The organism is Variovorax sp. Root434, from assembly GCF_001426595.1.
Classification (GTDB): domain Bacteria; phylum Pseudomonadota; class Gammaproteobacteria; order Burkholderiales; family Burkholderiaceae_C; genus Variovorax.
Genome location: NZ_LMEK01000022.1, coordinates 92,742 through 110,523 on the forward strand (window position 1 = coordinate 92,742; position 17,782 = coordinate 110,523).

A 17,782-nucleotide genomic window follows, 5' to 3' on the forward strand; every position below is an offset into this window, starting at 1 on the left:
AAGCTCCCGATGTTCAGTTTCTTCAAGAAAAAACCGCCTGCCGAGACCCCCGATACGCCGGCGGCCAACCCGTCGGCCGCGCCGGAGCCCGCCCCGGCACGCTCCGTGTTCTCGCCTTCGAGCTGGTTCGGTTCGAAGCCGGCGGCTGAAGAAGCGCCTGCGCCCCCGCCTGCAACGCCACCCGTGCCGTCCCCGGTGCCTGCGCCCATTGCCGCACCGCCGGTCGTGGCGGCGCCCGTACCAGTCCCCGCGCCCGCGCCGACTCCTGCACCAGCACCAGCACCAGCACCAGCAATCGAAGCCGCCGTCGCCACCGAGCGCAAGGGCTGGTTCGACAAGCTCAAGACCGGCCTGCGCAAGACCGGCACCGGCATCCAGGCGGTGTTCGTCAATGCTCAGATCGACGACGCGCTGTACGAAGAGCTTGAGTCCGCCCTGCTGATGGCCGACACCGGCGTGAAGGCGACCGAGTACCTGCTCGACGACCTGCGCGGCCGCGTCAAGCGCCAGATGGCCACCGACGCGGCGCAGGTCAAGGTGCTGCTGGCCGAGGCCATCGCCGACCTGCTCCGTCCGCTCGAGAAACCACTGGTCATCGGCCGGTTCACGCCCACCGTCATCATGGTGGCCGGTGTCAACGGCGCGGGCAAGACCACCTCCATCGGCAAACTCACCAAGCACCTGGCCGACGAAGGCGCCTCGGTGCTGCTGGCCGCGGCCGACACGTTCAGGGCGGCGGCGCGCGAGCAGCTGCTGGTCTGGGCCGACCGCAACACGGTCGAGATCGTGAGCAACGAGGGCGGCGACCCGTCGGCCGTGAGCTTCGACGCTGTGAACGCCGGCAAGGCGCGCGGCAAGGACGTGGTGCTGGTCGACACGGCCGGCCGGCTGCCGACGCAGCTGCACCTGATGGACGAACTCAAGAAGATAAAGCGCGTCGTCACCAAGGCCGACGCCACGGCGCCGCACGAGGTGCTGCTGGTGATCGACGGCAACACCGGGCAGAACGCGCTCGCACAGGTCAAGGCCTTCAACGAGACGCTGGGCCTGACCGGCCTCGTCGTGACCAAGCTCGACGGCACCGCCAAGGGCGGTGTGCTGTGCGCCATTGCGCGCGAGAGGCCGATTCCGGTCTATTTCATCGGCGTGGGCGAGAAGCTCGAAGACCTCGAGACCTTCAACGCCCGCGAATTCGCGCAGGCGCTGCTCGGATAGAAAGGAAAAAGCGGCCCCTGCTTGCGCCGGGGCCGCTTTCGCTTTCTACTTTTTCTCTCCCTTGCTCCCTGACCGGCTGCTGGAGCTTCAGAGGCCGAACAGCGACACCGGCACGCACAGCGAGCCGGTTGCGCAATTGAGCGGCGTGAAATAGAGCGTCTTGATCGCGCCGCTGGGCAGCCCGATGCCGCCGACCAGCCCGCTGCCCTTGGCGCCTTCGGTGTTGGCCTGCTGGATGAAGGCCGTGCTGCCGGGTTGGGGTTCCAGCGTGTAGAAGCTGAAGGTGGCCGACTGGGACAAGTCCTTTGCGTAGATCACGCCGCCGCCATCGCCGAACAGGTACTCGGTGCGAGAGCGGAAGCCGCGCCCACCGCGCTCGTTGAGCTGGTCCAGGTAGGCGGTGTCGCTGCCGGCGATGTCGGCGATCTCGTAGGCATAGGTGGCGCCGGCGGCCGCATTCCTCTCGTAGATCGACACGACACTGGGATCGCCTACGAGGAACGCGGGCGCCACGTTGTAGAAGCCCTCCGCGCCCTGCCCGTTGGCCTGGGCCAGGAACCCCGCCTTGTTCGCCGACAGCGGCTCGATCCGGTAGCTGAAGACGCCCGGCGCGCCGTTGTTCTTCCGATAGATGTAGAACTGGTCGCCGTTGATGATGTACGCACCAACCCACTGAAAACCGCGCCCGCCGACCTCGTTGGCCTGGGCCAGGAAGGCGGCGTTGTTCGCTGTGATCGGATGCAGCTCGAAGCTGTAGGTGGTGTCGGCGTCGCGCACGTAGCCCTCGACCTGTTCGGCGGTGGTTGGGCTGGTCGTGAAGGCGAAGCCGCTCAGGAAGCGGAAACCGCGTGCGCCCTGCGCATTGAGGTTGGCGGCGAATGCCCCGCGGTCGCCTGCCAACGGCAGCGCCTCGTACATGAAGGTGCGCGTGGCCGGCACGGGAGCCGGCGCTGGCGGCGTTGGCGGCGCGGGTGGTGGTGGTGGTGGTGCCGGTGGCGCTGGCGGCGGCGGGGGTGGCGTGCCGCCGTCACCGGGCAGCAGCGGGATTCCGCCGCCGCCTCCACCGCCTCCACCACCACCCCCACATGCGACCAGGGCAAGTGCGCCCGCCACTGCAAGCGCGACCGCCGCTCGTTTGAATTTCATTGAAGAACCTCCGCTGTCGATTGTTCGAATTGCACCGCTGCGGCCTGGATTGGCATGCCGCAAGGGGACTCCATCGAAGGTAGGGCGAGACGTTGACTCTCGCCAGTGCCGAAAGTCATTGCATTCGCGAGTCAGGTGCGCGAAGCGGCCTCAGTGCATGGCGATGGATTCAGGCGTCGGGGCGCCGCGCCTGCTTCGCCATGACGAGTTCCGCCATGGCCTGGAGCAGCGATGCTGCGACCACCGGCTTGAACAAGACCGGCACCTTCGATTCGCGCACGCGCTGCAGCCGATCGGGCGAGGTTTCTCCGGTGATCAGCAGCAGCGGCACTCCGGCGCTGCCGCCCTGCCCCTGGCTCAATCGCAGGCCCGCGTCGAGCCCATCGGCACCGTCGGCCAGTCGGTAGTCGCACAGCAGGAGATCGAAGGGACAGCCCGCGCCGATCGCCTGCTGCAGGGCGGCGGCAGCGCCAGCCTCGTCCGCCACGGCATGGGCGTCGATGGCATGGGAACGCAGCAGGCCGGTCATGGCTTCGCGGATTTCGAGTTCGTCGTCCAGCAGCAGCACGCGGCTGGGCAGGACCGGCGCGGGGCTGCTGCGCTTCTCGGTGGTCGCTCCGGCCATGGCGGCCGGTGCCTGCACCCCTGCCAGCGCGCGCTCCGCCGCACTCACGGCCGGCACCACCACGCGAAAGTGCGTGCCCCGCCCCAGCCGCGAACGCATCTGCACCGGATGCCGGAGCAGCAGCGACAGCCGCTGCACGATCGACAGCCCGATGCCGAGCCCCCGCGAGCGGTCGCGGCCCGGATTGTTGATCTGGTAGAACTCCTCGAAGATCCGGCCGGACTGCTCGGGCGCGATGCCGATGCCGCTGTCGCGCACCTCGATCCACACCGCGTCGCCGCGCTCGCGGGCCGTGACGGTCACGCCGCCCCGTGCGGTGTACTTGAGCGCGTTGTCCATCAGGTTCGACAGCATGCGGTGCAGCAGCTGCGGGTCGCTGTGCACCCACAGGCCGCTGGCGCGCACGCGCAGCTGCAGCTGCTTCTGTTCGGCCCGGGCCGCAAAGGTGTGATTGAGGGGCAGGAACAGCGCGTCGAGCTGCACCGGCTGCGGCACGGGCGTGATCACGCCGGCGTCGAGGCGCGAGACGTCGAGCATGGTGTCGAGCGAAGCACCCAGCGCGTTCACCGCGCGCATCAGGCGCTCGGCGTTGCGGCTTTCGGGGCGGCCGCGCAATTCGTTCTCGAGTGCGGCGCCGAACAGGGCGATGGCGTGCAGCGGCTGGCGCAGGTCATGGCTGGCGGCGCCGAGAAAGCGCGTTTTTTCTTCGCTCGCGCGCTCGGTCGCGGCGATCTGCTCGCCGAGCCGCGCGGCCAGCGCCTCGTTCTCGAAGCGCAGCATGAGCGATTCGGTCAGGAGCTTGTGCTGGCCGATGCCCGCGCGCAGCGTCAGCAGCAGGTAGGCCGCGCCGGCCGCAGCCAGAAAAAGATGCAGGCCGTCGCCCTGCCACGCCAGCGCCGTGAGCAGGCCCAGCGACATGGGCAGCGTGTAGCCGAACAGCGCGGCCTTCAGCGGCCACAGCGACTGTGCGGCGCGAGAGCAACTGCCCACGACGACGGCCATCAGCAGCGAGGTCATCGGCAGGTTGTCGTACGGAACGATGAGCCAGGGCACCACCGCCGTGATCATGCTGACGAGCGTGACCATGCGCGAAATCTTGCGCGCCCAGTACGCGCTTTCGCGCGCGGGGCGCGAGGGGTTCCATCGCGGCGTGAAGAAGACATAGACGTCGGCCATCAGCAGACCGGCCAGCCAGAACAGCAGGTTCGGGTTCTTCAGCTGCGAATAGATGATGGCGCCGAACACCACCACGAAGGCCATGTGGGTCAGCGTCGAAGTGCGGTAGGTGTCGTAGACCGAGGCGACGTGCTCGCGCAGCACGCGCTGGGCGAGCGCCTGATCGGCGGGCGGGTCGTTCGGCGCGACGGACTGCACGCTCAATGCAGGGTGCTGATCAACTGGGCGCGGGAACGCATGCCGAACAGCAGCAGGATGGTCGAGACATGGTTCTTCACCGTGCCCTCGCTCAGGTTTGCGAGCTGTGCGATTTCCTTGTTGGCCTTGCCTTCGAGCACCCATTGCAGCACCTGCATCTGCCGCGGCGTGAGCTCCCGCCAAGCGCTGGCGTGCGCGAATTCCGCATAACCGGCGAGCGATTTGGGCATTGCCGGGGGCGGCAGTTCCGCCGCGTCGGGCGAAGCTGGATCGAGCAGGCCACAGGCGCGGATGAAGCTCACCACTTCCTTCAGGTCGGCCGACTTCGGCAGGAAAGCGGCGGCGCCCAGCGCGAGCACGCCCTGCGCCAGCGTGCTGCTGCCGGTGCCGGAGAGCACCACGATGCGCGCGGCCGGAAAGCGCCGGCGGAACTCCGCCAGTCCGCTCAGGCCGTGCGTGTCGGGCAACGCCAGATCGAGCAGCACCAGGCCGATGGAGGCCTGGTGGGTTTCGTACAGCGCGATCGCATCGGCGGCGTTGGCAGCCTCGAAGACTTCGATGCTCGCGCCGGACGAGGCAGCCTGCGCCTGGACCAGCGCGCAGACGCCCAGACGCAGCAAGTCGTGGTCGTCCACGACAAGGATCGCCCCGGGTGCGCGGGTGGAGGCGCCAGCCTCCGCGGCCGGTGACAGAGATGCGGATGGAGAGTCGAAGGACGGCACGTGCCGATCTTAGCGACGGGGCCTTTTGGCGACAGTGCACAAAGTCACGGCGTGCGCAGCAGCCGTGGTTCTTGATGCTACATTTTTCATAGCAATTCCGTGGCAGGCGCGCTTGCCATCGGGCTTTGCCGTGGGCACCATCGAATATCTCGCCGCATCCCACGGCGCCCCGGAGACTCGCCATGACGCACACCGCCGCCGCCCCCCTTGGATCGAGCGACCGCAAAGTCGACCGGCTGCTCGCCCACTACGAGGAGAGCCACCGCAATCCGACCAACGAATTGATCCATTTCGTGGCCATCCCGGCCATCATGCTGAGCATCGTCGGCCTGCTGTTCGCGCTCCATCCCTGGGTGGCCTACGGTTTCGTGGCCGCCAGCCTCGTCTACTACGTCCTGCTGCGCTCGCCGGCCTTCCTGCTGGCCATGCTCGCCCTGACCGCGCTGGCCTTGGCGCTGGTGCATGCGATGGACGGACTTGTATTGCCGATTTCAGCCGCTATCTTTGTGGTGGCCTGGATCTTCCAGTTTGTGGGCCACAAGATCGAGGGCAAGAAGCCTTCGTTCTTCGAAGACCTCCAATATCTCTGGGTCGGACCGTTGTTCGTGCTGTCCAAGCTTTTCCTAAAGCTGGGAGTACGCTGGTAGCCCTGCTCTATCACGACGATAGAAATTCAAGGGAACCCTTGGTTTAGCACTCCCTCTAATCGAGTGCTAATATGGCCCACACAAAGGAGTTTCCCTGATGACAACGCTGTCTGGAGTCTCTGCCAACCAGCTGGCCGTCGCCAACCCATGGTCGATGGTTCCCCCGCTGGGCAACCTGGACGCCTACATTTCGGCTGCCAACCGCCTGCCGCTGCTCACGCTCGAAGAAGAGCAGGGCTTCGCACGCAAGCTGCGCGACCACAACGACCTCGAATCCGCCGGCGCGCTGGTGCTGTCGCACCTGCGCCTCGTGGTGTCCATTTCCCGCCAGTACCTGGGCTACGGGTTGCCGCACGGCGACCTGATCCAGGAAGGCAACGTCGGCCTCATGAAGGCCGTGAAGCGCTTCGACCCCGACCAGGGCGTGCGGCTCGTGAGCTACGCCATGCACTGGATCAAGGCCGAGATCCATGAGTACATCCTGAAGAACTGGCGCATGGTCAAGGTCGCGACGACCAAGGCCCAGCGCAAGCTGTTCTTCAACCTGCGCTCGATGAAGCAGGGCTTCAAGGCCGACTCGGCCGCGGCCGACAACGGCACGCACCGCGAGACGCTGAGCCCCGACGAGGTGTCGCAGATGGCGACCCGGCTGAACGTCAAGCCAGAGGAAGTGCTCGAGATGGAAACCCGCCTGTCGGGCGGCGACGTCATGCTCGATCCGGGCCCCACCGACGACGGCGATGAAGCCTTCGGCCCGATTGCCTACCTGGCCGACGCCACGCAGGAACCGACCGCACTGCTCGAATCGCAGCAGCGCGACCGCCTGTCGAGCGACGGCATCGCCACGGCGCTCGAAGCGCTGGACGACCGCAGCCGCCGCATCGTGGAAGAGCGCTGGCTCAAGGTCAACGACGACGGCTCGGGCGGCATGACGCTGCACGACCTGGCCGCGGTGTACGGCGTGAGCGCCGAGCGCATCCGCCAGATCGAAGTGGCGGCCATGAAGAAGATGAAGAAGGCGCTCGCGGACTACGCGTAAGCCTTGCCCCCTCCAGAAGAAAGCCCGGCATTCCCGGGCTTTCTTCATTTGGAGAGCGTTCGCAGCGCCCGCTTCGCGATGTAGCGGGTTTCGGCCGTGTCCGACTCCGCCACCCACCGCGCGCAGAGCTTGTCGACCCACTCGCCCTGGCTCTTGCTTGCGTCGTTGAGCCAGTTGGCGACCGAGTTCTGCACGTAGCGGCTGGAGTCGGCGCGCAGCGGCTCGATCAGCGGCAAAGCCCGCCACGGCTCGGTCTTGAGCGCATCGATCTGCGCGCACCACACGCCGCGCGGCCGCGTGAGTTCGCTCGCAAAGCGGCGGATGTTGGGGTCGGCATCGGAGACCCACGGCTGCAACAGCGCAAGCGCTTCGTCGAGCGACGCGATGACCTCTTCGCGCACCGCCATCCAGGCGATCTCGCGCACGCCGAAATGCGGATCGGCGGCGAAGCGGCGCACCGCCTCCAGCTGCGCCGCCAGCGGCAGGCCAGACAACGTGACCCATTGCGCGGCCCAGCAGCGGGCCACGTCGCTCGCGTGCGTGGCCAGCCGGTGCGCGACAGCGTCACGCTCGCCGTGCAGTGCCGCCATGTCGTAGAGCGCACGCGCGATGTGCCCGTGCCGCTGCATGGGCTTGAAAGCGCCCAGCATCGCGAGCGTGTCGACCAGCCGCTCGCCCTGCGCGTCGAGCCCGATGTGCCCCGCCACGCTGCGCGCCAGCCGGGGCAGCTCCAGCGCCATGAATTCGTTGAGGTTGACGGTTTCGAGCAGCCCGTCGTTGAGTGCGCTGAGCACCTCGGGCGGGATCAGCGCGATGCGGAAGGCGCCCTTGCGCCCTTTCAGGTGCTCGACCGAGTCCACGGCGGCCAACAAGCGGTCTTCCTCAGGAAGCCAGCAGCGTCTTCAGGTCCGACACCATCGACGGCACGCCCGCGCCATAGCGCGCATAGAGCCGCAGCCGGCCCTGCGTGTCGTAGACATAGCTGGCGGCCGAGTGGTCCATCGAATAGCTGGTGGGCGTCTTGCCGTCGACCTTCTTGTAGTAGACCTTGTAGTCCTTCGCGACAGCAGCCAGCTCGTCGGGCGTGGGGATCAGCGCGACGAAGCTCGGGTCGAACGCGCCCATGTAGGCCTTGAGCACCTCGGCCGTGTCGCGCGCCGGATCGACCGTGACGAACAGCACCTGCAGCCTGTCGCCGTCCTTGCCGAGCTGCTGCTTGACCTGCGCCATCTCGGTCATGGTGGTCGGGCAGACGTCGGGGCATTGCGCATAGCCGAAGAACAGCACGACCACCTTGCCCTTGAAGTCGGCCATGGTGCGGACCTTGCCGTCGGCGTCCTTCAGCGAGAAGTCCTTGGCGTAGTCCGCGCCGGTGATGTCGACGGCGTTGAAGTTCTGCTTGGTCTTGCCGCAGCCCGCGATGCCCAGGCCCAGGGCAGCGGCCACGCCCACCCAGCCGGCGCCCGTGGCCATCAGTCGAAGAGCGTTGCGCTTGTTCATGAAGACTTGGTCAGTGAAGGTAGTGATCGACGAGCAGCGCCAGGAACAGCACGCTCAGGTGGATCAGCGAGAAGCGGAAGGTCTTGCGCGCCAGCGTGTCGGAATAGTTGCGCCACAACGCGAACGCATAACCGGTAAAGCCGGCGCTCACCGCGACGGCCACCGCCAGGTAGAGCCAACCGCTCATGCCGTAGATGAAGGGCATCAGGCAGGCCGCGAACAGGATGAAGGTGTACAGCAGCACCTGCAGCCGCGTGAATTCGTTGCCATGCGTGACCGGCAGCATCGGCAGGCCGGCCTTGCGGTAGTCCTCGACGCGGTAGAGCGCCAGCGCCCAGAAGTGCGGCGGCGTCCACAGGAAGATGATGAGGAAAAGAATCCAGGCCCCGGGGTCGAGGGAGCCCGTCATCGCGGCCCAGCCCAGCACCGGCGGCATCGCGCCCGACGCGCCGCCGATCACGATGTTCTGCGGTGTCAGCGGCTTGAGGATCACGGTGTAGATCACCGCGTAGCCGACGAAGGTGGCGAAGGTGAGCCACATGGTGAGCGGATTGACCGTGAACCACAACAGCGCCGAACCCGCCGCGCACAGCAGCGCCGAGAAAACCAGCGCCTGCCTGTCGCTGAGTTCACCGCGCGCCGTGGGGCGCCATGCGGTGCGCTTCATCTTGGCGTCGATGCCCTTTTCGACGAGGCAATTGAACGCGGCAGCCGCGCCGGCCACCAGCCAGATGCCGATGCAGGCCAGCACCGCGCGCTGCACGTCGGCCCACGAAGGCAGACCGGGGACGGCCAGCACCATGCCGATCAGCGCGCAGAACACGATCAGCTGCACCACGCGCGGCTTGGTCAGCGCGTAGAACTGGCGCAGCACGTTCGCGGTGCTGGTTTGCTGAACGGGGATCGGGGTGCTCACGCGGGGGCCTTCCTCTGGCTATTGTTGTTGGCGGACGCATTGTCACCGGCACGCACGATCAGCGCCGCGGGATCGCGCCGGCTCTCGCACAGCGCCCAGGTGAGCACCACGGCGAGCGCAGCGGCGCCGCCAGTGTGCAGCACCGCCGCGGCCAGCGGCCAGCCCAGCAGCACGTTGCCAAGACCCGTGGCGAGCTGAAGCAGCGCCAGCCCCGCGAGCCAGCGCGCCTGCGGACGCAACGCCGCGATGCGGCGCAGGTGCCATGCGAGCACGCCGAGCGCGACGAACACCGCATAGGCCATCAGCCGGTGCGCGTAGTGGATGGCGGTGAGCGCGGAAAAATCGAGCGGCTGGCCCTCGCCGGTCACACCGAGGTGGCGCCAGATCTCGAAGCCCTGCGCGAAGTTCATGGCCGGCCACCAGCTGTCCTGGCAGATGGGGAACTGCGTGCAGGCCAGCACCGCATAGTTGGTGCTGACCCAGCCGCCGAGCGCGATCTGCAGCCCCAGCAGCACGGTGGTCGCAATGAGCCCGTTGCGCAGTGCGGGCGATACGGCGGTGGGCAGCCGCTGCGCAGCCGTCTGCCGGTAGTGCACGGCCTGGATGCAGAGCAGCGCCAGCAACACCACGGCACCGAGCAGATGCAGCGTGACGATGGCGGGGAAGAGCTTCCAGGTCACCGTGAGTGCACCGAAGGCGCCCTGCAGGCAGACCCAGACCAAGGTAAATGCCGGCCACCATGCGCTGAGCGTGGCGTGGTGCTCGCCGTCTTTCGACGGCGGCGGCGCGCGGCGCTGGCGGCGGCGCACGATCCAGGTGGCACCCGCGAGCGTGAGGATCAGCACGCCGACACCCGTCGCCAGATAGCGGTGGACCATCTCCACCCATGCCTTGCTGTGCGTGACGGGGCCGGTCGGCTGGGCGGCCTGCGCCATCGCGATTTCGTGGCGCGCGCCGGCCGGGCTGGCGTTGCCGTAGCAGCCGGGCCAATCGGGGCAGCCCAGGCCGGAGTCGGTGAGCCGCGTGAAGGCGCCGAACAGCGTGAGGTCGAAGGTGAGGAACAGCGTGAGCACGGTCAATGCATGCAGCCGCCGCGCCGGGCCCGCGCCCGCGTTGCGCCGCCAGACCCACACCAGCGGGCCGAGCGCGATCAGCACGCCCGCGGCCATGAGCCAGGCGATGGGCGTCAGATCGTAGAGCGAGGTGGTCGTGTCCATGGGCAAGTCGGAGGCGGTCAGCGGCCCGGTTCGTCCCACGACGCCGAGGCGCGCAGCAGGCGGTCGAGGTCGCGCTTGGCGCGGCTGGCACCGGCCGCATCCATGCGGGCGGGGAAACGCATCATCCAGTTGCCCATCGGATCGACCACGTAGAGGTGTTCGGCCAGCGAGTGGCCCGGCATGGGAGCAAGCCACTTGGCGAGCTGGTCGGCCGGCACGCGCAGCACCGTCGCGCCATGCAGGCCGTTGTTCAGGCGCTCGGGCACGGGTGCGGCGTCGCTCACGAGCCAGACACGGTCCATGCGGTCTTTCTCGCGGCCCAGGCTCTCGCGCAGCTGGCGCTGCAGGTAGAGCTGCTGCTCGCAGAGCGCATCGCAGGCTGCATCGGCCACGGCCACCAGCAGCCACTGGCCCTTGAGCGTGGCGATGTCCACCGGCGCACCGTTGCGGTCGGTGGCCGTCAGCTTCGGCAGCTCGCGCTGCGGGTTGACCAGTTCGCCGTAGACGCTGCGGCCTTCGGGCCGGATCACGTAGTAGGTGAAGTACGAGGCAATGACGGGCGCCGCGCACATCAGCATCACGGCGATCATCTTCCAGCGCCCCACGACCGTGCGCCGACCCTCCGCGCCGTCGAGCGCCTGGTTGGGCGACGGCATCGAATGCACCGTCAGGCCCAGCGGCTCGTCAGAAGCGGCCATCGCGCGCGCGGCGCCTCGAGCGGCGGAGGGGTGTGATGAATTGGAACCAGACATAGAGGATGACGACGAGGGCCGACAGGCCGAACCACTGGAATGCGTAACCGTAGTGCCTCTCCAGGCCCAGCGCCGGGGCCGGCCAGTCGCGCTGCAGGCCCTCGGAAGCCGGTCCGCTCTGCTGCAGCGATACGTCGGTGCGCAGCGGCAGCTTGGTTTCGGCGCGGAAGGCCTCCAGGTCGAGATTTTGCCGGATGGGCGAATACCCCTCGGCGGCCGATGCCGGAGCGGCCGGTGCGGAGGCCGCCGGGGCAGGCGCCGAAGCAGCCGCGGCCGGTGCGGATGCGGAGGTGCCCAATTCCAGCAGATGGCTCGGCGGCGGCTCGACCAGGCCCGTGACCTCGACGATGCCGGCCGGCGTCTCGACCGCGCCGAGCTGCGTGCGGTCGACGAAATTGCGCTGGATCCAGCCGCGCTGCACCATCACCGTCTGTTCAGTGCCTTCCAGGGCGAAGGGCGTCAGCACGTAGAAGCCTGGCGTGCCGTGCATCTGGCGGTTGTCGAGAAATACGGTCTGCGGCGTCAGCCACAGGCCGCGCAGGCGCACCGGGCGATGCATCGCGTCGGAGGGCTTCTCCATCGCCAGGAACTCGGCCTGGGTCAGCGCCGGCTTCAGCTTCTGGGCCTCGATGTCGGCCTGCAGCGCTTCTTTCTGCGCGGCGCGCGACAACTGCCAGCGGCCCAGCGAAACGGTGGCTGCCACCGTCAGCACGGCAGCGATGGTGATGAGCCAGAAACGGCCCGGCCGGCGCCGGTCTTCGGAATACAGGGGTTCAGGAGTCACTGGAGGGAACGGGGCGTGCGGCCGATAATGGGGGTCATGAAATATTTCGTCGCCCTGGTGTTCCTGGGCATCTTCGCGAGCCTCGCGTTTGCCCTGTTCTTCATGCTGAAGGACGGGCGCAACGGGCGCGCCAAGAGCGGCGGCATGGCGCGCGCGCTCACCGTTCGGATCGGCCTCTCGGTGTTTTTGTTCCTCTGCCTGCTGCTGGCCTGGAAACTCGGCTACATCCAGCCCACCGGGCTCCCAGTCGGCAAGTAGATGGTGCTCGTTCCACGAGAACCATGAAAAAGGCGCCTTGCGGCGCCTTTTTTCTGGAATGCCGGGACGAGGTTCTTCGCTCAAAGCCAATAGACCAGCATGTAGAGGCCGAGCCAGACCACGTCCACGAAGTGCCAGTACCAGGCCGCGCCCTCGAAGCCGAAGTGGCGCTCCGGCGTGAAGTGGCCCTTGCGCAGGCGCAGCGTGATGAACAGCAGCATCAGCATGCCGATGAACACGTGCAGGCCGTGGAAGCCGGTCAGCATAAAGAAGGTCGAACCGTAGGCGCCCGAACTGAGCTTGAGGTTCAGCTCGGTGTACAGGTGGTGGTACTCGTAGCCCTGCACGCTCAGGAAGGTCAGGCCGAGCAGCACGGTGAGCCACATGAAGCGGATCGTCTGTGCGCGGTGGCCGGCACGCAATGCGTGGTGGGCGATGGTGAGCGTCACGCCCGAACTCAGCAGCAACGCGGTGTTGATCGTCGGCAGCCAGAACGGGCCAACGGTCTGGAAGGGTTCGACGATGCCGGCCGGCGAGCCGGTGGCGCCGGCAGCGGCGCTGGGCCACACGGCCTTGAAGTCGGGCCAGAGGATCGCGTTGTCCAGGCCGCCGAGCGCCGGCAGCGCGTGGGTGCGGGCCCACCAAAGCGCCGTGAAGAACGCGCCGAAGAACATCACTTCCGAGAAGATGAACCAGCTCATGCTCCAGCGGAACGAGAGGTCGACCTTGTGGCCGTACTGGCCGCTTTCGCTTTCGCCGATGGCGGCGCGGAACCACACGAACAGCGTGCCGAGCCAGATCACCATGCCGGCCAGCAGGGACCATGCGCCCCACTCGTGGCCGTTGATCCATTGCGCGGCGCCCAGGATCACGAAGAACAGGCCAATCGCGGCCGAGACCGGATAGGCCGATGGTCCGGGCACGAAGTAGTAGGGCGTGGTGCCGTGGGTGGTTGAACTCATATCAGCTCCTGGCTTTCTTTCTTCTCTCGATTCAATGGATTCTGCTTGTCGCGGGTTTCACCGTCAGGCTGCTGCGACCACGTGGCGCACCAGCAGCACCAGCCCGACCACGAAGACGATCACGGCAACGAACGCCACCGCGATGATGTGCAACGGATTGAGCTTGCCCAGGTCTTCCTGGTAGGCGCTGTTCTTGCGAACACCGAAGAACGACCAGCCCACCGCCTTCACCGTGTCCCACAGCGAAGCCTTCGGCCGGTTCGACGAGGGATCGGTCACGAGCGCGGCTCATCGGAAGTCCTGGAAACGGCGGCCACCGGTGCCGCTGGCGTCTTGCCGCCCACCTCGAAGAAGGTGTACGACAGCGTGATGGTCTTCACGTCCTTGGAAATCTTGGGATCGATCACGAATGCGACCGGCCACTGCTTCTTCTCGCCCGGATCGAGCGTGTACTGGTTGAAGCAGAAGCACTCGAGCTTGTTGAAGTAGGGCGCAGCCTGCTGCGGCGCGTAGCTCGGGATGGCCTGTGCGGCCATGCGGCGGTTCTGCACGTTCTGGAACTCGTACATCACCGTGTTGAGCTGGCCGGGGTGCACCTGGATGGTCCGCTCCGCGGGCTTGAAGTCCCAGAGGCCGCCGCGCACGTTGGAGTCGAACTCGACCGTGATGGTGCGGGTCATGTCGACCTGCGTGTTGTCGGGCACGCGCACGTTCTTGCCGCCACTGGCGCCGCCCGGCACTTCGAGCTCGGAGAGCGCGAGGATGTTGATGCCGGTCATTTCGCAGATCGCGCGGTACATCGGCACCAGCGCATAGCCGAAGGCGAACATGCCGCAAGCCACGACGGCCAGCTTGCCGACCATGCGCACATTGGCGCGGCGAATGCGTGGGCCGAGGCTCATGGTGCGTGCTGCTCCCGTTCGGTTGGCGGTCAGCGGCCGCTGAAGAAGACCATGCGGACGATGAAGCCGATGAAGAAGATCACCGCGATGGAGGCCAGCGTGAGCCCCATGCGCCGGTTGTTCTTTCTTTGTTCAGGCGTCGTCATCGTCGTGCGGCCTGTCAGCCGATCACCTTGGTGGCGGTCGCGTCGAGCTTGGGCGGGGTCTCGAAGGTGTGGAACGGCGCCGGCGACGGCACTTCCCACTCGAGGCCTTCAGCGGCTTCCCACGGCTTCTGAACAGCCTTCTCGCCCTTGCCGCGCATGGTGGGCAGCACGACGAACAGGAAGAAGTACACCTGCGCGAAGCCGAAGAAGAAGGCACCGACCGACGCCACGGCGTTGAAGTCGGCGAACTGCATCGGGTAGTCGGCGTAGCGGCGCGGCATACCCGCCAGGCCCAGGAAGTGCATCGGGAAGAAGGTCACGTTGAACGAGATCAGCGACCACCAGAAGTGCACCTTGCCGCGCGTTTCGTTGTACATCACGCCGGTCCACTTGGGCACCCAGTAGTAGAAGCCCGAGAACATGGCGAACAGCGAGCCGGCCACCAGCACGTAGTGGAAGTGGGCCACCACGTAGTAGGTGTCCTGCAGCTGCGTGTCGATCGGTGCGACCGCGAGGATCAGGCCGGTGAAGCCGCCCATCGTGAACACGAAGATGAAGCCGACCGCGAACAGCATGGGCGTCTCGAAGGTCATCGAGCCCTGCCACATCGTCGCGATCCAGTTGAAGATCTTCACCGCCGTGGGCACCGCGATCAGCATGGTCGCGTACATGAAGAACAGCTGGCCGGTGAGCGGCATGCCGGTCGTGAACATGTGGTGCGCCCACACGATGAACGACAGGATGGCGATCGACGAGGTGGCGTACACCATCGAGGCGTAGCCGAACAGGCGCTTGCGGGCGAAGGCCGGCACCACCTGGCTGATGATGCCGAAAGCCGGCAAGATCATGATGTAGACCTCGGGGTGGCCGAAGAACCAGAAGATGTGCTGGTACATCACCGGGTCGCCGCCGCCGGCGGGATTGAAGAAGCTGGTGCCGAAGTGGCGGTCGGTCAGCGTCATCGTGATGGCGCCTGCGAGCACAGGCATCACGGCGATCAGCAGGTAGGCGGTGATGAGCCAGGTCCAGCAGAACATCGGCATCTTCATCAGCGTCATGCCGGGGGCGCGCATGTTGAGGATGGTCACGATGATGTTGATCGAACCCATGATCGACGAGGCGCCCATGATGTGCATCGCGAAGATGCCGGCGTCCATCGAGGGGCCCATCTGCAGCGTGAGCGGTGCGTAGAGCGTCCAGCCGGCAGCGGGTGCGCCGCCGGGCATGAAGAACGAACCGACAAGCATCAGCGCCGCGGGAATCAGCAGCCAGAAGCTGAAGTTGTTCATGCGCGCGAACGCCATGTCGGAGGCGCCCACCTGCAGCGGGATCATCCAGTTCGCGAAGCCCACGAAGGCCGGCATGATGGCGCCGAACACCATGATCAGGCCGTGCATGGTGGTGAACTGGTTGAAGAGTTCGGGGTTCACCAGCTGCAGGCCGGGCTGGAACAGCTCGGCGCGGATCAGCAACGCGAGCACGCCGCCCACCATCAGCATGGTGAAGCTGAACAGCAGGTAGAGCGTGCCGATGTCCTTGTGGTTGGTCGCGAAGACCCAGCGGCGCCAGCCGGTGGGCGCATGGTGGTCGTGATGCTCGTCGTGTGCGTGGTCGCCGTGGGCGGCGTGACCGTGGGGGTCGAGGACTGCACTCATTTCGTTGTTCCTTGCAATTTCTTCGTCGCGGGACGCTGTCGCATCACTTGCCGCGCAGGGCCAGCACTTCGGCCGGCTGCACCAGCTGGCCGGTCTTGTTCGACCAGCTGTTCTTGGTGTACGTGGCCACGGCCGCGAGGTCGGTATCGCTCAGCTGCTTCCAGGACGGCATCGCGCCGTTGTTCTGGCCGTTGAGCAGCACATGCAGTTGCACCGAGTGGTCGGCATCGAGCACCTTCGCGTCGCCGTCGAGCGCCTTGATCGGGCCCGCGCCCTTGCCGTTGGCCTGGTGGCAGGCGGCGCAGTTGGCGGCATAGACCTTCTCGCCACGAACGAGCATGTCGGGCAGGGTCCAGACCTTGGTCGGGTCGTCGAGCTTGGCGGCGGCTTCCTTGCGCTTGGCGGCCACCCAGGTCGTGTAGTCGGCCGACGAGACCACCTTCACGTGGATCGGCATGTAGGCGTGTTCCTTGCCGCACAGTTCCTGGCACTGGCCGTAGTAGTCGCCCACGGTCTCGGCACGGAACCAGGTGTCGCGCACGAAGCCGGGAATCGCGTCCTGCTTCAAGCCCAGCTGCGGCACGGCGAAGGCGTGGATCACGTCGTTCGCGGTGGTGATGATGCGGACCTTCTTGTTGACCGGCACCACCAGCGGGTTGTCGACCTTGAGCAGGTAGTCGTCGGGCACCGCGCCCTTGGCGCCGGCGTCGGACATGGCGCGCTGCGAACTGTCGAGCGTGGAGATGAAGGCCAGGCCCTCGCCTTCGCCGTTCAGGTAGTCGTAGCCCCACTTCCACTGATAGCCCGTGGTCTTGATCGTGAGGTCGGCGTTGGTGGTGTCCTTCTGGGCCACCAGCACCTTGGTGGCGGGCAGCGCCATCACGATCACGATGAGGAAGGGCACGATGGTCCAGATGACCTCGACCACCACCGATTCATGGAAGTTGGCGGCCTTGTGGCCGACCGACTTGCGGTGCTTCCAGATCGAATAGAACATGACCGCGAACACGGCGACGAAGATGACCGTGCAAAGAATCATCATGATCGTGTGGAGCAGATGCTGCTCCTGCGCGATCTTGGTCACACCGACCGGAAGATTCAACTGGCGAACCGAAGGGCCGCCGGGCAGATCGTTGACTGCGTGCGCCGCGCTGCTGAAAGCCGCGCCGGCCGCCAGCAACAGATTCGCCGGCCTGTACTTATTGCGCCAAATGCTCTTCATCGTGTTCACGTTTCTTCAATTTATCGACAACCCAACCGTGCAGCACTGCGCGAGCCCCCTCAGGCGCCGCGCAACGCCATGCGAATCTCGCGGGCCAAAGCCGCACGCAACTCCGGGCGTACATAGCGCCCCACCCTGACCGATCGACCCTGCCCCGAGACCTCGATCAGCGAGCGATCGCCGGTCTGCGGTTCGATCCGCACCTGGTGCGGAAGAAATTCCGTGCGTTCGTAGTGCCCGCCGTTTTCGAGCTCCACGACGAGCCGCCCCTCCTGCAGCGCGATCTTCTCGCCGTCGGTCGCATGCCGTGCATAGACCATGAACGCAAACCCGACAGCGGCCAGCTCGAGCCAGGCAAAAGGCAGAACCAGCGGCGCACCGTGCAGCCAGAACAGGGTGCCGGTGCCGAGCGATACCACGCACAGCGAGGCGTAGAGCCAGCCCAGCTGGCTCGGCGTCACCGAGCAGTTCCGCTTCAGGAACCAGTGGATGCTCTGGCCTGAAACGGTGGCAAATCGAAACACGGAATTCGACACGGGCGAGTTCAGCAAATCGGTGCGTCGATGGTCGCCCAACCCCTCGTACACCTTCGTACAAACAGGATCCGACACCCGTCGATCGCGGGACAATACCCGCGGGTTCCACGCAACGGCGGATTGTAGCGGGTAGATATCGGCGCCCGCGTTGCGTGGAGGACGCC

20 protein-coding genes are annotated in these 17,782 nt (G+C 66.5%); 4 read left to right on the forward strand and 16 right to left on the reverse strand.

All coding sequences use genetic code 11. The features are described from left to right. Positions 1-9: 9 nt before the first annotated feature. Positions 10-1,215 carry a signal recognition particle-docking protein FtsY gene (gene ftsY, locus ASD05_RS17945; RefSeq protein ID WP_056595165.1) on the forward strand — a complete coding sequence of 402 codons (1,206 nt, stop codon included), beginning with the start codon at positions 10-12 and terminating at the stop codon, positions 1,213-1,215. Positions 1,216-1,302: 87 nt separating this feature from the next. Here the strand turns inward: ftsY and ASD05_RS17950 are convergent, their stop codons facing one another. The 3 genes from ASD05_RS17950 to ASD05_RS17960 all read right to left on the reverse strand — a co-directional run bounded on the left by ASD05_RS17950 (position 1,303) and on the right by ASD05_RS17960 (position 5,082). Then, a complete protein-coding gene (locus ASD05_RS17950; protein ID WP_056595167.1) occupies positions 1,303-2,361 on the reverse strand; it encodes a hypothetical protein in 1,059 nt (352 codons plus the stop codon). Positions 2,362-2,530: 169 nt separating this feature from the next. Further along, complete coding sequence (locus ASD05_RS17955; protein ID WP_413749616.1) at positions 2,531-4,366, reverse strand: ATP-binding protein; 1,836 nt, start codon at positions 4,364-4,366, stop codon at positions 2,531-2,533. Continuing rightward, positions 4,363-5,082, reverse strand: a complete 720-nt coding sequence (locus ASD05_RS17960; RefSeq protein ID WP_056595168.1) for a response regulator transcription factor — start codon at positions 5,080-5,082, stop codon at positions 4,363-4,365. The genes ASD05_RS17955 and ASD05_RS17960 overlap by 4 nt, the downstream gene beginning before the upstream one ends. A gap of 182 nt (positions 5,083-5,264) precedes the next feature. On the opposite strand from ASD05_RS17960, the gene ASD05_RS17965 reads away from it, so the two are divergent. After that, positions 5,265-5,729 (forward strand): DUF962 domain-containing protein, encoded by a 465-nt coding sequence (locus ASD05_RS17965; protein ID WP_056595170.1) that lies wholly within the window; start codon positions 5,265-5,267, stop codon positions 5,727-5,729. A 97-nt stretch (positions 5,730-5,826) separates the two neighbouring features. Then, positions 5,827-6,768, forward strand: a complete 942-nt coding sequence (gene rpoH / locus ASD05_RS17970) for an RNA polymerase sigma factor RpoH (protein WP_056595172.1) — start codon at positions 5,827-5,829, stop codon at positions 6,766-6,768. Between the two features lie 44 nt (positions 6,769-6,812). Here the strand turns inward: rpoH and ASD05_RS17975 are convergent, their stop codons facing one another. From ASD05_RS17975 to ASD05_RS18000, 6 genes are read right to left on the reverse strand one after another with little or no spacing between them, the layout of a single operon-like run. Then, on the reverse strand, positions 6,813-7,640 hold the full coding sequence (locus ASD05_RS17975; RefSeq protein ID WP_235508027.1) for a DNA alkylation repair protein: 828 nt from the start codon (positions 7,638-7,640) through the stop codon (positions 6,813-6,815). A gap of 10 nt (positions 7,641-7,650) precedes the next feature. Next, entirely contained in the window at positions 7,651-8,268 is a 618-nt protein-coding gene (locus tag ASD05_RS17980) for an SCO family protein (protein ID WP_056595176.1), read from the reverse strand. 10 nt (positions 8,269-8,278) lie between these two features. Next, positions 8,279-9,184 (reverse strand): heme o synthase, encoded by a 906-nt coding sequence (gene cyoE / locus ASD05_RS17985; protein WP_056595178.1) that lies wholly within the window; start codon positions 9,182-9,184, stop codon positions 8,279-8,281. Further along, positions 9,181-10,401 carry a COX15/CtaA family protein gene (locus tag ASD05_RS17990; protein ID WP_056595180.1) on the reverse strand — a complete coding sequence of 407 codons (1,221 nt, stop codon included), beginning with the start codon at positions 10,399-10,401 and terminating at the stop codon, positions 9,181-9,183. The genes cyoE and ASD05_RS17990 overlap by 4 nt, the downstream gene beginning before the upstream one ends. Before the next feature lie 17 nt (positions 10,402-10,418). After that, positions 10,419-11,099: a hypothetical protein gene (locus tag ASD05_RS17995; protein ID WP_056595182.1), complete on the reverse strand. Its 681-nt coding sequence runs from the start codon at positions 11,097-11,099 to the stop codon at positions 10,419-10,421. Beyond that, a complete protein-coding gene (locus tag ASD05_RS18000; RefSeq protein ID WP_056595184.1) occupies positions 11,086-11,937 on the reverse strand; it encodes an SURF1 family protein in 852 nt (283 codons plus the stop codon). Before ASD05_RS18000 ends, ASD05_RS17995 begins: the two co-directional genes overlap by 14 nt. Positions 11,938-11,964: 27 nt before the next feature. Between ASD05_RS18000 and ASD05_RS18005 the strand changes: the two genes are divergently transcribed. Continuing rightward, on the forward strand, positions 11,965-12,195 hold the full coding sequence (locus ASD05_RS18005) for a twin transmembrane helix small protein (RefSeq protein ID WP_056595186.1): 231 nt from the start codon (positions 11,965-11,967) through the stop codon (positions 12,193-12,195). 80 nt (positions 12,196-12,275) lie between these two features. On the opposite strand, the gene ASD05_RS18010 is transcribed toward ASD05_RS18005, so the two are convergent. From ASD05_RS18010 to ASD05_RS18035, 7 genes are all read right to left on the reverse strand, one after another. Continuing rightward, complete coding sequence (locus ASD05_RS18010) at positions 12,276-13,157, reverse strand: cytochrome c oxidase subunit 3 (protein WP_056595187.1); 882 nt, start codon at positions 13,155-13,157, stop codon at positions 12,276-12,278. Positions 13,158-13,220: 63 nt separating this feature from the next. Next, positions 13,221-13,436, reverse strand: a complete 216-nt coding sequence (locus ASD05_RS18015; protein WP_007836356.1) for a DUF2970 domain-containing protein — start codon at positions 13,434-13,436, stop codon at positions 13,221-13,223. Continuing rightward, positions 13,433-14,059: a cytochrome c oxidase assembly protein gene (locus tag ASD05_RS18020; RefSeq protein ID WP_056595189.1), complete on the reverse strand. Its 627-nt coding sequence runs from the start codon at positions 14,057-14,059 to the stop codon at positions 13,433-13,435. The genes ASD05_RS18015 and ASD05_RS18020 overlap by 4 nt, the downstream gene beginning before the upstream one ends. Before the next feature lie 29 nt (positions 14,060-14,088). Continuing rightward, positions 14,089-14,205, reverse strand: coding sequence for a cytochrome oxidase small assembly protein (locus tag ASD05_RS30785; protein ID WP_007836360.1), 117 nt, complete (start codon positions 14,203-14,205; stop codon positions 14,089-14,091). 14 nt (positions 14,206-14,219) lie between these two features. After that, positions 14,220-15,860: a cytochrome c oxidase subunit I gene (ctaD, locus tag ASD05_RS18025; protein WP_056595191.1), complete on the reverse strand. Its 1,641-nt coding sequence runs from the start codon at positions 15,858-15,860 to the stop codon at positions 14,220-14,222. Positions 15,861-15,903: 43 nt separating this feature from the next. Next, positions 15,904-17,082 carry a cytochrome c oxidase subunit II gene (coxB, locus tag ASD05_RS18030; protein WP_056595193.1) on the reverse strand — a complete coding sequence of 393 codons (1,179 nt, stop codon included), beginning with the start codon at positions 17,080-17,082 and terminating at the stop codon, positions 15,904-15,906. Between the two features lie 59 nt (positions 17,083-17,141). Beyond that, positions 17,142-17,618 carry a DUF2244 domain-containing protein gene (locus ASD05_RS18035; RefSeq protein ID WP_056595854.1) on the reverse strand — a complete coding sequence of 159 codons (477 nt, stop codon included), beginning with the start codon at positions 17,616-17,618 and terminating at the stop codon, positions 17,142-17,144. Positions 17,619-17,782: the final 164 nt, after the last annotated feature.

Excerpts from the sequence above, each read along its gene's own strand:
- ASD05_RS18020 (WP_056595189.1), bottom strand. The coding sequence starts at position 14,059 with ATGAGCCTCGGCCCACGCATTCGCCGCGCCAATGTGCGCATGGTCGGC.
- rpoH (WP_056595172.1), top strand. The coding sequence starts at position 5,827 with ATGACAACGCTGTCTGGAGTCTCTGCCAACCAGCTGGCCGTCGCCAAC.
- ASD05_RS17995 (WP_056595182.1), bottom strand. The coding sequence starts at position 11,099 with ATGGCCGCTTCTGACGAGCCGCTGGGCCTGACGGTGCATTCGATGCCG.
- ASD05_RS18010 (WP_056595187.1), bottom strand. The coding sequence starts at position 13,157 with ATGAGTTCAACCACCCACGGCACCACGCCCTACTACTTCGTGCCCGGA.
- ftsY (WP_056595165.1), top strand. The coding sequence starts at position 10 with ATGTTCAGTTTCTTCAAGAAAAAACCGCCTGCCGAGACCCCCGATACG.
- ctaD (WP_056595191.1), bottom strand. The coding sequence starts at position 15,860 with ATGAGTGCAGTCCTCGACCCCCACGGTCACGCCGCCCACGGCGACCAC.
- ASD05_RS17990 (WP_056595180.1), bottom strand. The coding sequence starts at position 10,401 with ATGGACACGACCACCTCGCTCTACGATCTGACGCCCATCGCCTGGCTC.
- coxB (WP_056595193.1), bottom strand. The coding sequence starts at position 17,082 with ATGAAGAGCATTTGGCGCAATAAGTACAGGCCGGCGAATCTGTTGCTG.
- ASD05_RS18005 (WP_056595186.1), top strand. The coding sequence starts at position 11,965 with ATGGGGGTCATGAAATATTTCGTCGCCCTGGTGTTCCTGGGCATCTTC.
- ASD05_RS30785 (WP_007836360.1), bottom strand. The coding sequence starts at position 14,205 with ATGACGACGCCTGAACAAAGAAAGAACAACCGGCGCATGGGGCTCACG.
- ASD05_RS17965 (WP_056595170.1), top strand. The coding sequence starts at position 5,265 with ATGACGCACACCGCCGCCGCCCCCCTTGGATCGAGCGACCGCAAAGTC.
- ASD05_RS17980 (WP_056595176.1), bottom strand. The coding sequence starts at position 8,268 with ATGAACAAGCGCAACGCTCTTCGACTGATGGCCACGGGCGCCGGCTGG.
- ASD05_RS17950 (WP_056595167.1), bottom strand. The coding sequence starts at position 2,361 with ATGAAATTCAAACGAGCGGCGGTCGCGCTTGCAGTGGCGGGCGCACTT.